10 protein-coding genes are annotated in these 13,824 nt (G+C 68.4%); 5 read left to right on the top strand and 5 right to left on the bottom strand.

The annotated features are described in order from the left end of the window. Positions 1–171 precede the first annotated feature (171 nt). Entirely contained in the window at positions 172–2,280 is a 2,109-nt protein-coding gene (locus ACLN58_RS10170; protein ID WP_415855147.1) for a DNA gyrase/topoisomerase IV subunit B, read from the bottom strand. Between the two features lie 267 nt (positions 2,281–2,547). Here ACLN58_RS10170 and ACLN58_RS10165 point away from each other — a divergent pair, with 267 nt between their 5' ends. Both ACLN58_RS10165 and ACLN58_RS10160 read left to right on the top strand, forming a co-directional pair. After that, positions 2,548–2,769: a hypothetical protein gene (locus ACLN58_RS10165; RefSeq protein ID WP_415855146.1), complete on the top strand. Its 222-nt coding sequence runs from the start codon at positions 2,548–2,550 to the stop codon at positions 2,767–2,769. Between the two features lie 230 nt (positions 2,770–2,999). After that, entirely contained in the window at positions 3,000–4,127 is a 1,128-nt protein-coding gene (locus ACLN58_RS10160; RefSeq protein WP_415855145.1) for a hypothetical protein, read from the top strand. A gap of 170 nt (positions 4,128–4,297) precedes the next feature. Here ACLN58_RS10160 and ACLN58_RS10155 read toward each other — a convergent pair whose 3' ends face one another. The 4 genes from ACLN58_RS10155 to ACLN58_RS10140 all read right to left on the bottom strand — a co-directional run bounded on the left by ACLN58_RS10155 (position 4,298) and on the right by ACLN58_RS10140 (position 9,681). Further along, positions 4,298–5,608, bottom strand: a complete 1,311-nt coding sequence (locus tag ACLN58_RS10155) for an RNA polymerase sigma factor (RefSeq protein WP_415855144.1) — start codon at positions 5,606–5,608, stop codon at positions 4,298–4,300. A 256-nt stretch (positions 5,609–5,864) separates the two neighbouring features. Beyond that, positions 5,865–7,253: a DUF4192 domain-containing protein gene (locus ACLN58_RS10150; protein WP_415855143.1), complete on the bottom strand. Its 1,389-nt coding sequence runs from the start codon at positions 7,251–7,253 to the stop codon at positions 5,865–5,867. A gap of 90 nt (positions 7,254–7,343) precedes the next feature. Beyond that, on the bottom strand, positions 7,344–8,675 hold the full coding sequence (locus tag ACLN58_RS10145) for an MFS transporter (RefSeq protein ID WP_415855142.1): 1,332 nt from the start codon (positions 8,673–8,675) through the stop codon (positions 7,344–7,346). A 10-nt stretch (positions 8,676–8,685) separates the two neighbouring features. Further along, the gene (locus ACLN58_RS10140) at positions 8,686–9,681 is read right to left on the bottom strand and encodes a proteasome assembly chaperone family protein (protein WP_415855141.1); all 996 of its coding nucleotides are present in this window, start codon (positions 9,679–9,681) and stop codon (positions 8,686–8,688) included. 251 nt (positions 9,682–9,932) lie between these two features. Here ACLN58_RS10140 and ACLN58_RS10135 point away from each other — a divergent pair, with 251 nt between their 5' ends. The 3 genes from ACLN58_RS10135 to ACLN58_RS10125 form a co-directional block, all read left to right on the top strand. Then, a complete protein-coding gene (locus ACLN58_RS10135; RefSeq protein WP_415855140.1) occupies positions 9,933–11,468 on the top strand; it encodes a leucyl aminopeptidase in 1,536 nt (511 codons plus the stop codon). Between the two features lie 312 nt (positions 11,469–11,780). After that, positions 11,781–13,163 carry a dihydrolipoyl dehydrogenase gene (lpdA, locus tag ACLN58_RS10130; protein WP_415855139.1) on the top strand — a complete coding sequence of 461 codons (1,383 nt, stop codon included), beginning with the start codon at positions 11,781–11,783 and terminating at the stop codon, positions 13,161–13,163. Between the two features lie 55 nt (positions 13,164–13,218). Beyond that, the coding region (locus ACLN58_RS10125) for a biotin/lipoyl-containing protein (RefSeq protein WP_415855138.1) at positions 13,219–13,824 on the top strand (606 nt) is incomplete at its 3' end.

The raw sequence follows: 13,824 nt of genomic DNA, 5'->3' as shown, positions 1-13,824 counted from the left end.
GAGGCCTCGCTCGCCTCGCGCGTGAGCCGGCTCCTCACCCCCCAGCCTCCGCTGAGTCCCGCGCAGACGACGGCGGTGCTCGCCGGCTCGGGGCTCCTCCTCGCCGTCCCGACTGTCCTTCTGCTCGCGCCGGGACTAGTGGGCTAGCCGGTCTCCCCCACCGCTTCGCGGCTACGCGTCGATGCGCTCGCGATCGAGGCTCGAGCTTCCGGTCACAATGAAGTCCTTGCGCGGCGCCACGTCGGAGCCCATGAGCAGCTCGAACACCTCCTCGGCCCGCTGCGCGCTCTCGATCGTGACGCGGCGGAGGCTGCGGTGGCGCGGGTCCATGGTCGTCTCCGCGAGCTGGTCGGCGTCCATCTCACCGAGGCCCTTGTAGCGCTGGATCGGCTCCTTGTAACGCCGGCCGTCGGCCTCGAGACGCTTGAGCAGCACGTGCAGCTGACTCTCGGAGTACGTGTAGACCATCTCGTTCGCCTTGCTGCCCGGGTTGATGACCTCGACGCGGTGCAGCGGCGGGACGGCCGCGTACACGCGGCCGTCCTCGATCATGGGCCGCATGTAGCGGAAGAACAGCGTGAGCAGGAGCGTACGGATGTGGGCACCGTCCACGTCGGCGTCCGTCATGAGGATCACGCGCCCGTAGCGCGCCGACGCGAGGTCGAAGCTTCGGCCCGAGCCCGCACCGACCACCTGAATGAGCGCGGCACACTCAGCGTTGGAGAGCATGTCCCCGACCGAGGCCTTCTGCACGTTGAGGATCTTGCCACGGATGGGCAGGAGGGCCTGGAACTCGGACGAGCGGGCGTGCCGGGCCGTGCCGAGGGCCGAATCGCCCTCGACGATGAAGAGCTCGGAGCGGGTCACGTCGTCCGTGCGGCAGTCGATGAGCTTGGCCGGGAGCGTCGAGGACTCGAGCGCCGTCTTTCGCCGCTGGGTCTCCTTGTGAAGCCGCGCCGTGACGCGGGACTTCATCTCGTTGACCACCTTCTCGAGGAGCACGGAACTCTGGTTCCGGTCGGCCCGTGCCGTCGAGTTGAGCTTGGCGGAGAGCTCCTTCTCGACGACCCGCGCGACGATCTGTCGGACCGCGGGGGTGCCGAGGATTTCCTTCGTCTGGCCCTCGAACTGCGGTTCCGCGAGGCGGACGGTGAGGACGGCCGTGATGCCGGCCATGACGTCGTCCTTCTCGATCTTGTCGTTGCCCGCCTTGAGCTTGCGCGCGTTGGCCTCGACGGCCTTGCGGAAGACCTTGAGCAGCGCGGCCTCGAAGCCGGCCTGATGCGTGCCGCCCTTGGGCGTCGCGATGATGTTGACGAACGTCCGGACCGTGGTGTCGTAGCCCACGCCCCACCGGAGGGCCAGGTCGACCTCGCAGTCGCGATCGACCTCGGCGATGCGGCTGTGGCCTTTGTCGTCGAGGACCGGCACCGTCTCCTTGAACGTTCCCGAGCCGTGGAGGCGCCACGTGTCCGTCACGGGCGCGTCGATGGCCAGGTAGTCGGCGAACTCGGAGATCCCGCCGTCGTGGTGGAAGACCTCCTCATGGGGCCCGGCCTCCCCGGGGGTGCCCGCGAGGCGGCGCTCGTCGCGCACCGTGATCTTGAGGCCCGGAACCAGGAACGAGGTCTGGCGTGCGCGGCCCACGAGCTCGTCGTAGGAGAACTTCGCGTCCGGAGTGAAGATCTGGCGATCCGCCCAGTAGCGGATCCGCGTGCCCGTTACCCCGCGCTTGGCCTTGCCGACGACGTCCAGCACGGAATCGTCGACGAACGCCTCGAACTGAGCGTCGGGGCTCACGCGGGAGCCCGGATCCGCGAAGCGCCCGGGCTCGCCGCGACGGAACGACATCTGGTACGTCTTTCCGCCGCGGTCCACCTGCACGTCGAGGCGCGCGGAAAGCGCGTTGACCACCGAGGCACCGACACCGTGGAGGCCACCTGACGCCGTGTAGGAGCCGCCGCCGAACTTGCCGCCCGCGTGAAGTTTCGTGAAGACGACCTCGACGCCGGTGAGGCCCGTCTTTGGCTCCACGTCGACGGGGATGCCGCGCCCGTCGTCGTGCACCTCGACCGAGCCGTCCGGGTGCAGGATGACCAGGATGTCCCGGCCGAAGCCGGCCAGGGCCTCGTCGACGGAGTTGTCGATGATCTCCCAGAGGCAGTGCATGAGCCCGCGCGAATCCGTCGAGCCGATGTACATGCCGGGGCGCTTGCGGACGGCCTCGAGCCCTTCGAGGACGGACAGGTGCCTGGCGGTGTATTCAGAGCTCGGGGTCACGCTCGGGGGGCTCCTTCGGAACGAGAACTTGCGGCGCGGATGAGGCACGCACCAACTCCACAGCGTAGTCGGCCTCGAAGACTTTCCTTTTCCGCCACTCGGTCAGTGGCCTAATCGGGACCGATGGCCCTGTCTGGGACGGGTCGCGTTATGGAAGAGTGATACGCCTCCAGCGAAAGATGCCGTTTTGCGGGATGGGTCGCTGGGGGAACAGGTGTTAGATGGGGTGAACCGAGGAAGCGCCCGGTACACGTTAAGGAGGCCACGATGACTTCAGCCCTTGCAGATCGCACACTGACCGCTGTCGACCGTTGCGACCGCTGCGGCGCCCAGGCCTACGTCCGAGTGGTCCTCGAGGCCTCTGGTGGGGAGCTCATGTTCTGCGCGCACCACGCGCGGGCCATCGAGACGACGCTGCGCCCCAAGGCATCGCATTGGCACGACGAGACGGCACGCCTCAGCGAGAAGGCCGCACTTCCGGAGGACTGACCTACCGGACCGCGGGGCTCCTCGCCGAGCGCGACTCACCGTTCCTCACCCGAAGCCCCCGGAAGGGCCCGGACACCCGATGGGTGTCCGGGCCCTTCCGCGTTTCTCGGAACTTCTCCGCACGGAGCCTGAGCGATCCGGGCGGACAGGGGCGACGATAGAGACGTCTGGCCGGTTGCTGCCCCTCTTCCCTGCCTGGCGGTCCGGCCGCCCTCGGAAAGGACAACCCGATGTTCAACGCACTGGCCCGCACTGGCCGGCTCCGCCGTTGGCTCTCGGCGGCAAGCCTCTCGATCCTCGTCCTCGCGGTCGGAGTGGCCGCTCCTGCCGTTGCCCAAGGCCTCGCGACGGCCGGATCCTCAGCCGGTTCCACCTCGTTCAATCAGCCCGGCGACCTCCTGATCGCCGACCAGTTCAACAATCGCGTCATCGAGGTCAACGCCGCCCACCAGATCGTGTGGCAGTTCGGCCTCGGCCCCAACGACTTCTCGGCCCGGTCGATCATCGGCACGAACGACGCCCAACGAGTGGGGTCCTTCACTCTCATGGCGGGCACCGGCACGCCGCCCAGCACAGTGCCCGAGTGCCCCCAGGGCTGCCCGGACAACAGGGTGATCCTGGTCAACCGGTCCGGGCAGATCGTCTGGCAGTACGGGCAGTTCGGGGTCACGGGCTCGGGCCCGAATGAGCTCAATACGCCGGTCCAATCGACGTGGCTGCCCAATACGGACGTCCTCATCACCGACCAGGCGAACGAGCGCATCATCGAAGTCAACCAGGCCAAGGACATCGTGTGGCAGTACGGCATGACCGGCGTCACAGGGACCGGATTCGATCAGCTCAACAACCCGAACAGCGCCGAGCTGCTCGCCAACGGGAACATCCTCATCTCTGACGAGAACAACAACCGGGTCATCGAGGTCAACCGTCAGCACGGCATCGTGTGGCAGTATCCCGAGAAGCCGCGTCGCGAGCTGCTGAGCGGGGCGGCGTTCGCGAGCCGGCTTGCCAACGGGAACACGCTCATCACGGACTCGAACAACAACCGGGTCATCGAGGTGACCATGGCCGGCGAGGTCGTCTTCAGCTACACGACCGACCTCCAGAAGGGCAGCAACCGCGCTCCTCTGCCGACGCGGGCCGTGCGCCTCGCGACCGGGAACACCCTCATCAGCGATCAGTTCAACAACCGGGTGATCGAGATCAATCCGGCCGGCACGATCGTGCGCCAGGAGGGGCTGCTCAACGTGTCCGGGTACAGCCCGACCACGACCACGGTCGGGCTGTTTGCGCCCTATGACGCCAAGGTCGTGGGCGACTACACGGGCCTGACCCCGCCGTTCGGCTTCGGCCAATGACGTGGGAGTCGGTGACGTCTAGGCAGTGGTGCGGGCGCCGATAACTGCACAACTACTCACCTTCTGAACGCGCAACGGCGAAGCGCCGGGGTCTCGCGGTTGAACCGCATGGCCCCGGCGCTTCGCCGTTGAGCGCATCATCAGGCTGCGCCTGATTGCAAGCGCGATCTCTAGTCGAGGTAGTCGCGCAGCACCTGGGAGCGCGACGGGTGGCGCAGCTTCGACATCGTCTTGGACTCTATCTGGCGGATCCGCTCGCGCGTCACGCCATAGACCTTGCCGATCTCGTCGAGCGTCTTGGGCTGCCCGTCGGTCAGCCCGAACCGCATTGCGACGACCCCGGCCTCGCGCTCGGAGAGTGTGTCGAGGACCGAGTGCAGCTGCTCCTGGAGGAGCGTGAAGCTCACGGCGTCGGCCGGCACGACGGCCTCGGAGTCCTCGATGAGGTCGCCGAACTCGGAGTCGCCGTCCTCGCCGAGCGGGGTGTGCAGTGAGATCGGCTCGCGGCCGTACTTCTGCACCTCCACGACCTTCTCCGGCGTCATGTCGAGCTCCTTGGCGAGCTCTTCCGGGGTGGGCTCGCGGCCCAGGTCCTGCAGCATCTGCCGCTGGACGCGGGCGAGCTTGTTGATGACCTCGACCATGTGCACGGGAATGCGGATGGTTCGGGCCTGGTCCGCCATGGCGCGCGTGATGGCCTGTCGGATCCACCACGTCGCGTACGTGGAGAACTTGAAGCCCTTCGTGTAATCGAACTTCTCGACCGCTCGGATCAGGCCGAGGTTGCCTTCCTGAATCAGGTCGAGGAAGAGCATGCCGCGACCCGTGTAGCGCTTGGCGAGCGAGACCACGAGGCGGAGGTTCGCCTCGAGGAGGTGATTCTTGGCGCGCTCGCCGTCGTGGACGATCCGCTCGAGATCATGCCGGAACTGGGCGTCGTAGGTCGAGCCGGCTTCGTCGAGCTTGTGCTTCGCGAACAGGCCGGCCTCGATCCGCAGGGCGAGATCGACCTCCTGTTCCGCGTTGAGCAGGGCGACCTTGCCGATCTGCTTGAGGTAGTCCTTGACCGGGTCAGCAGTGGCGCCCGCAGACGTGACCTGCTGAACCGGAGCGTCGTCCTCGTCAGCATCGGAGATGACCATGGCCGCCGAGCTACCAGTGCGCTCCTTGGTCTCGGCTTCCTCCTCGACCTCGGGCTCGGCCGCGAGCTCGTCGTCAGCCGGAGTCACCGTGTCCAGATCCGGGGACTCGGCCTCGAGGTCGTCAGACTTGGTGGCCTCCTCCGCGTCCTTGCCCTTCGCCGCCGCCTTGGCGACCACCGGGTCCGCGGTCACGGACTTGCGCACCGTCGTCTTGGACTTGGTCGCAGCCGAAGTCTTGGAGCGCGAGCCTGATGCCGCTCGCTTGCTGGACGCAGCCTTCGGCACTTCGGTCTCCACCGTGGCCTTCTGAGCCGTTTCCTTCTCCGTGGGGGGCGTCACGATCACCTTCCTGCCGCTGTGCTGGAGTCGCCAAGGGGGCAACACCACTATGACCCTGTCAAGTCCGTGCTTCGCGCAGCGCGCGATTCGGACCGAAGGGTCTTATGTAACAACCCCTCGGCCACCGGATTCGTTCCCGAATTCACAGAATTCGAGAGGAACGAATCACGGCTTCCGATGCTCGGACCCGACCGGGTCTGGCGTCCATTGTCGCACGAGTCCCGTGAGACAGCGGCATTCGCCACCCGGAGGGGCACTATGCGACGTCGCTCAGCCTCCTCCACGCTGTTTCGGGGCGCCGCGCCCACTCGGCGAGCTCCCCGCTTTCGACCACGCGGAGGAATAGTTCGGCGAAGCGATAGCCCGGGGCGGCGCTGAGAGCTCGGCGCAGGAAGCCACGCGCCGTCGCCCCTCGACCCCGCACCCAGTAGATCCAGCCGAGCATGGCCAGCGCAGGGGCGCGCACCTCCGGTTCCTCCGTCGCGGCCAACGTCCGGACCACCCGTTCGAGGCGGGCGATGCGATCCCAGCCGGGTGCCTCGCTGGTGTTCCCCAGAAGGACGCCACCGAACGCAAGGGACGCCGCTTCTTCGGCGTCCCTGTCGCTGGCCTCGGGCGGCTCGGCCCATTCCGTGACAACCCGACGGACCTCTGCGGCTGGCAGGCCGCCGGGCAACTCGGGAAGCTCCCCACGCCCCTCGAAGTCGTTGGTTGTCTCGACCGCTTCCGCGACGCCGCCGCCGTCGTCTGCGCCGCGGTTCAGACCCCCCAGCGCGAGCGTCCCGCGCCAAGCTGCGCGTCCACCCAGGGCGGCCGCCACGATCACAGCATCGCGGAGCGCGGGCCGTGCGAGCGATGCCGCGAGCAGGCTGAGACGCTCGGAGCCCGGCGGTCTGGGGTCGCCGAGCGTCTCATCCCACGCGGCGAGCGCGGCCGCGAACTCGCGCGGGTCCCACCAAGACCGGGGACTGACGCGGTATCGCTCGGCGAGCTTCGACGCGCCCGACGCCGGGCGGGTCGCATACCCAGCGCGCGGCCCGATCGCTCGCGGCGGACCGCCTACAGCGCCCTCGTAGGTACTCCCCCGGAACACGAGTTCGGTGCCGAGGCGGCTCGCGGCGATCGTCTCGAGGCGCTCGCCCGGCCAGGGGCAGCATGAGGAACGGCGGCACAACATGCTGCGCCAATGGCGCTCCCCCACGAGCCACGCGTCGAGGACGGGCAGCCCCGATTCCGCGAGGGCCGACTGCAGCTCGGTCATGAGGGCGTGCCGCGGAGGCTCGGCTACATCGCTCCACGGCTGCGCCGTGTAGACCACGAGCACGGCCCCGTCCGCCAAGGGGTCGGTCGCGAGATAGCCGCGGACCGCCTCTGCGTACGCCTTGAGATCGCCCTCGCCTGGCGGCAGATCCACGCGCACCGTGACGCCGACGGTTCCCGACCCGACCGTGACGGCCACGAGGCTTTCGGTGGGCCACTCGCCCATTGCGTGGGGAATGTAGCCCAGAAGGTCCTCGGGCTCGCGGATGATCAGCTCTGCGGGCGGCTGACCGGCATCAGGCCGCTCGCTGGGATCAGGCTGCTCGTGGCGATCGGGCCGCTCTCGTGAATCCGGCCGCTGGTGGTCGCGCTCTGTCTCGTCCATGCGGCCACTCTGCCCGCCCGCGGCCCGCCGCTGGCGCGCCGGGAGCCGCCATGTGGACAACACGCCGAGGCGGGTTCTGGGGACGAAGAATCAGCGTCCGTTGGAGCGCCGCGAGCGAACGTCCGCCCACGCGTAGCGCAGGGCCTCCCGGAGCGGCGGAACGGGCACTCCACTCGCGGCGAGCTGACGGCGCACCTTGCGCCGAACCCCAAGGATCATCGCGGACCCGAACGCCATGATCACGAGCTGCGCGGCGAGAGCCACCCGGAAGGCATCGAGGGAGTAGAGGCCCGCGGGCGAGAGCCCCAAGCCGTGCTGGACGTCCAGGAGGTAGCCGATGAGGAACATCGTCACCAGCGCGGCGACGAACCCGCCCGAGTTCACGATCCCCGTGGCGGTCCCGAGCCGGTGCGAGGGGTTGAACGTGCGCGCGAAGTCGAAGCCGATCATCGAGCTCGGCCCGCCGATCGCGAGGATGGCCACGAGCAGCACGAGCAGCCAGAGCGGTGCCTGCCCGGGCCAGATCAGCACGACGGCCCACACAAGCGCGGTAAGACCCGTGATGATGAGGACAAGCGTCGAGCGGCGCAGCGGATGCCTCGACACAAAACGGCCCATCGGCGGTCCCGCAAACAGGGCCACGACCACAAAGAAGGACATGAGTCCCGCAGCCGTCGCCGACGGGTAGCCCTCGCCGGCCACCATGAACGGGAATCCCCACGCGAGCGCAAACACATTGCCGCTGAACTGGACCGTGAAGTGACTCCACAGGCCCAGACGCGTCCCCGGTTGCCGCCACGCCGCGGCAAGCACGGCGCGCGTACCTTCGGGTGCACCCTCGGCAGGCTTCGCGGCCCCCGCGGGCGCGTTCCGCAGGAACGCGAGCACGAGCACCACGACGAGGACGGACATCGAGGCAAGCGAGAGGAAGCCAGCCGTCCAGCCACGGGCGTGGAGGAGCGCGAGGAACGGGATGACGCTGATGAGCTGGCCGAGCATGCCGAGCATGCCCGTGAGCTGCGTCAGGAGCGGGGTGCGCTTGGCGTTGAACCACAGCGGTACGAGCCTCAACACCGAGACGAACGTCATGGCGTCGCCCATCCCGACGAGCATGCGGCCGATGATCCCCGTCACCACGGATTCGGCCACGGACATCTGGAGCTGGCCGAGCGCCATGAAGACGGCCCCGATGGCGACCATGACGCGCGATCCGAAGCGGTCCACGAGCATGCCGACCGGGATCTGCAGCGACGCGTACACGACGAGCTGGAGCACCGTGAAGGCAGACAGCACCGCCCCGCCGGCGTGGAAACGATCGGTCGCCTCGAGGCCCACGACGCCGAACGACGTCCTCTGCATCACAGCCACGAGGTACGCGAAGACCCCGATCCCCCAGACAGTCCACGCGCGCCAGCTATTCACGCGTCCGATCCTAGTCGGACGGCGAGATCGGCCCCCCGGGTGACGCCGCGTCGTCGTCCGCGCCGGGCTCTAACGGGCCCTCTTGGGTGGCGAGGTAAGCCTCGACCGCCGCGCCGAGAACCTCGGCGTCGGGGAGCTCGCCGCTCATAGCGGCGAGCAGCGAGCGGCGTGGCGCGTCGGCGCTGCGCTCATCGAACCGCGCCTCGAGCCCCTCGACGAGCTCGCGGACTTCCTCCGATGACGCCACCTGCTCGGCGATCTGACGCTCGGTCTCGCGGCCCGCCTCGCGCAGCCTGTCGGTGGGCAGCATGAGCGACGCGGCCGCGCCGAGGTGCTCGAGGGCCGCCACAGCGGAACCCGGGTATTCGGCCTCGGCGAGATAGTGGGGCGTGTGCACCACGAAGCCTGCCACGCCGCGCCCCGACTCGACGAGGCGGAGCTCGAGGAGATGCCCGATCGCGGCAGGGACGCTCACCACGGGCTTCCACCGCGAAATCCCTTCGACGAGCTCCGGCCGGTTGCCGTGCACCGTGACCCCGAGCGGGCGGGTGTGCGGAACAGGCATCGGGATCGAGTGGGTCCACAGGACGAGGCGAACGTCGAGTTGCTCGACGAGGCCGACGACGGCGCGCGCGAACCGCTCCCACTGGAAGTCGGGCTCGGGGCCAGCCAAGAGCAGATACGGCTGGCCGAGGCCGTCGTCGAGCGCGTAGAGCGCGAGCCGAAGCGGGGTGTAGTCCTCCAGATGGTCCTCGTTGAACGTGATCCGGGGGCGACGCGCGCGGTAGTCGAGGAGCGCGTCGATGTCGAATTCGACAACCGTGCGCGGCTCGCCCGCGCGCAGGAGCTCGGCAGTGATCTGTTCGACTGCATGGCCCGCGTCGGCGAAGCCCGTGAAGCCCATGAGCATCGGCAACCCCTTGAGTGCTGGGTCGTCGAGCAGCTCCTGAGCCGCCGAGTAGAGGCCGGCAGGGTCCTGAAGGGGCCCTCTCCGGGCAAAGTCCATGGGTTTCGCTCCCTTATAAGAGTCGACACAACGTTCGACCGAAAGTCCATCGTGCGTCCGCCCCGTGCGGACCGCGGCGGATGCGCCCGTCGCGAGGCGCGACTCCGTGGCCACGACACCCATGTCAACGGCTTTCGACCCTCCATCATTCCACCACCGGCTACGATCGGAAGTCCGGGGCCGCCCCGGGCCATCAGGCGCCCGACCGGCCCGAACGCACCTGACGCCCAGAAGAATCGAGGCACCATCCCGTGTTCATCAACGCCGAAGCATCTCTGAGTGCTGTCGCGCGGGACCTCCGCAAGACACGCAGTGACGCCGTCGTCATCGGAGTCGCCCAGGGAGCCGATGGCCCCGTGCTCCTCGACAACCCGCTGAGCGCGAAGAACGCAGAGGCCGTGCAGGGGACCCTCGCGATGCTCGGGGCCACGGGCGCACCGGACCAGCTGCTCCGCCTTCCGGGCGTGCCCGAGTTGAACACCCAGGTCATCGCCCTCGTGGGCGTGGGGAAGGTCGACGGCGGTGACGCGCCCTCGCACGAACAGCTCCGCCGCGCAGCCGGATCCGCCGTCCGCCAGCTCGCGGGCCTCCGCACCGTCATCTTGGCCTTCCCGGCCCCGACGTCCGGTGACGTCTCGGCGGTAGCCGAGGGCGCCACCCTCGGAGCCTATTCGTACACGGAGCACCGCGCGCGATCCGCCGAGGCCTCGAAAGCGAACGTCGAGCGCGTCGTCGTCCTCACTCCGCTCGCGGGAAGCACCGCCGTGGAGGCCGCCCTCACGCGCGCCGCCGTCGTTGGCCAAGCGGTGAACACGACCCGGACGCTCGTCAACATGCCCCCGAGCCAGCTGTTCCCGGCGTCGTTCGCCGACGCCGCCAAGGAACTCGCCAAGAGCACGTCCGTCAAGATCACGGTGTGGGACGAGAAGCGCCTTGAGAAGGACGGCTTCGGCGGCATCCTCGCCGTCGGTCAGGGCAGCTCGCGGCTCCCCCGCCTCGTGAAGGTCGAGTACACGCCCTCGCAGTCCTCGAAGGCACCGTCGGTGCACCTCGTCGGCAAGGGCATCACGTTCGACACCGGCGGCATCTCGATCAAGCCCGCCGCCAAGATGGACGAGATGAAGAGCGACATGGCGGGCGCCGCCTCCGTGCTCTCCACGGTCCTGGCGGCCGCGCGGCTTGGGCTCAAGGCGAAGGTCACGGGCTGGCTGTGCATCGCCGAGAACATGCCGTCGGGCAGCGCCCAGCGGCCCTCCGACGTCATCGTGACGCGCGGCGGGACGAGCGTCGAGGTGCTCAACACCGACGCCGAGGGCCGGCTCGTCATGGCGGACGGCCTCGCCGCGGCCAGCGAGGAGAACCCCGACGTCGTCATCGACATCGCGACGCTCACGGGCGCGGCGATCATCGCGCTCGGCACTCGCACCGCTGGCCTCATGGGTGATTCGACCGTCACCGATGGCCTCAAGGCCGCGGCCGACGACGAGGGCGAGGCCGCGTGGGCCATGCCACTTCCCGATGAGCTCAGGGCAGGGCTCGACTCCCCCGTCGCGGACATCGCGAACGTCGGGGACAAGCCCGGTGGCATGCTGACGGCGGGCATCTTCCTGCGCGAGTTCGTGGGGGCGCGCCCGGACGGCTCCCCGATTCCGTGGGCCCACATCGACATCGCCGGCCCCTCGTACAACACGGGTTCGGCGTACGGCCACACGCCGAAGCTCGGCACGGGCGCCATGGTGCGCACGCTTGTGCGCTACCTCGAAAGCGTCGGGGCCGAGGCCAACTGAGCGATCGCCGGCTGTGGCTCAACGAGGGACGTCCTGCGGGGCGTCCCTCGCTGCGTACCGGGATTCCTCACGTCACAACTCCGACCCAAGAACGCAGCTATTTCGGAATATGAGAACATAACTCCACTGTGCGAAACGCGCAGAGCAGCGTGAGCCTTGCCACAACGCAGAGACAAACGGCGGTGGGAAGGTGGAGCATAGTCCGTCAGGGAGATAGGGTTGCCCTGATACCGGGCCTGCCAGCGTACCGGCTGGCGGCACATCGTCACCTACGACGGCTTATCGCCGTCCTTCAATGCGAGGGAGCGTCACGTGGCCGACCAGCTTACTGCGCAGGAATTCGACATCTTGGTCCTCGGAGGCGGCAGTGGCGGCTACGCCGCGGCGCTGCGCGCCGTCCAGTTCGGCCTGAGCGTCGGGCTAGTCGAGAAGGGCAAGCTCGGCGGGACGTGCCTCCACAACGGCTGCATCCCCACGAAGGCCCTCCTGCACGCCGCTGAGCTTGCGGACCACGCGCGCGACTCCGCGAAGTACGGCATCAACGTGAGCCTCGAGAGCATCGACATCAACGCGGTCAACGCGTACAAGAACGGCGTCGTCGCGGGCAAGTTCAAGGGCCTCACGGGCCTCATCAAGTCCAAGGGCATCACGGTCATCGAGGGCGAAGGCCGCCTCACTGCCCAGGACACCGTGACGGTCAACGGCACCGCCTACAAGGGCAAGAACATCATCCTGGCGACGGGTTCCTACTCGCGCACGCTTCCGGGCCTCGAACTCGGCGGCCGCGTCATCACATCCGACCAGGCGCTTGAGCTCGACTACATCCCGAAGTCCGCGATCGTGCTGGGCGGTGGCGTGATCGGCGTCGAGTTCGCCTCGGTCTGGAAGTCCTTCGGCGTCGACGTGACGATCGTCGAGGGCCTCCCCTCGCTCGTCCCGAATGAGGACGACGCGATCGTGAAGCAGCTCGAGCGCGCGTTCAAGAAGCGCGGCATCAAGTTCAACACGGGCACCTTCTTCCAGGGCGTCGAGCAGGACGAGAACGGCGTCAAGGTCACGCTCGTGGACGGCAAGACGTTTGAGGCCGAGCTCCTCCTCGTCGCGGTGGGCCGCGGCCCTGTGACCGCCAACCTCGGCTACGAGGAGCAGGGCGTCACGATTGACCGCGGCTTCGTCATCACAAACGAGCGCCTCCACACCGGCGTCGGCAACGTCTACGCCGTCGGCGACATCGTCCCGGGCGTCCAGCTTGCGCACCGCGGCTTCCAGCAGGGCATCTTCGTGGCGGAGGAAATCGCGGGCCAGAACCCGATCGTCGTCGAGGACGTCAACATCCCGAAGGTGACGTTCTGCGATCCCGAGATCGCGACCGTCGGCTACACCGAGAAGGGCGCCAAGGCCAAGTTCGGTGACGACCAGGTGCAGACGCAGGAGTACAACCTCGCGGGCAATGGCAAGAGCTCGATCCTCGGCACGTCCGGCATCGTCAAGGTCGTGCGCCAGAAGGACGGCCCCGTGGTGGGCGTCCACATGATCGGCGCGCGCATGGGTGAGCAGATCGGCGAGGCGCAGCTCATCGTCAACTGGGAGGCCTACCCCGAGGACGTTGCCCAGTTCATCCACGCCCACCCGACGCAGAACGAGTCCCTCGGCGAAGCGCACCTCGCGCTGGCCGGCAAGCCGCTCCACGGCTGACCACCGGATACCGACATCAATCGCACGACAGCAACCACAAAGGAGCACGGAGACAATGTCTGAATCCGTCAACTTGCCGGCTCTCGGGGAGAGCGTCACCGAAGGCACCGTCACGCGCTGGCTCAAGCAGGTGGGTGACCGCGTCGAGGTTGACGAGCCCCTCGTCGAAGTCTCGACGGACAAGGTCGACACCGAGATCCCCTCGCCGATAGCCGGCATCCTCCAGGAGATCCTCGTCGCCGAAGACGAGACGGCCGAGGTCGGTGCTCCCCTCGCGCGCATCGGTGACGGCACCGACTCCGGCGCTGCGCCCGCTGCCCCGGCCGCCGAGCAGGCTGCGGCTCCAGAAGAGGCTTCACCGGCCGAGACTACCCCGGTGGAGTCCGCGCCGCAGGAGCCGGCTCCGGCCCAGGAGCCCGCAGAACCCTCAGCCGCACAGGCCGTCGCTGAAGGCCACGAGGTCACGCTCCCCGCCCTCGGCGAGAGCGTCACCGAGGGAACCGTCACGCGTTGGCTCAAGAGCGTGGGCGACGCCGTCGAGGTCGACGAGCCGCTCCTCGAGGTCTCGACCGACAAGGTCGACACCGAGATTCCGTCCCCCGTGGCGGGCACGCTGCAGGAGATCCGCGTGAGCGAGGACGAGACTGCCGCGGTCGGCGCC

Source organism: Sinomonas sp. G460-2 (assembly GCF_047759905.1).
Lineage (GTDB): Bacteria > Actinomycetota > Actinomycetes > Actinomycetales > Micrococcaceae > Sinomonas.
This window is presented reverse-complemented; position numbering and strand designations above follow the sequence as displayed.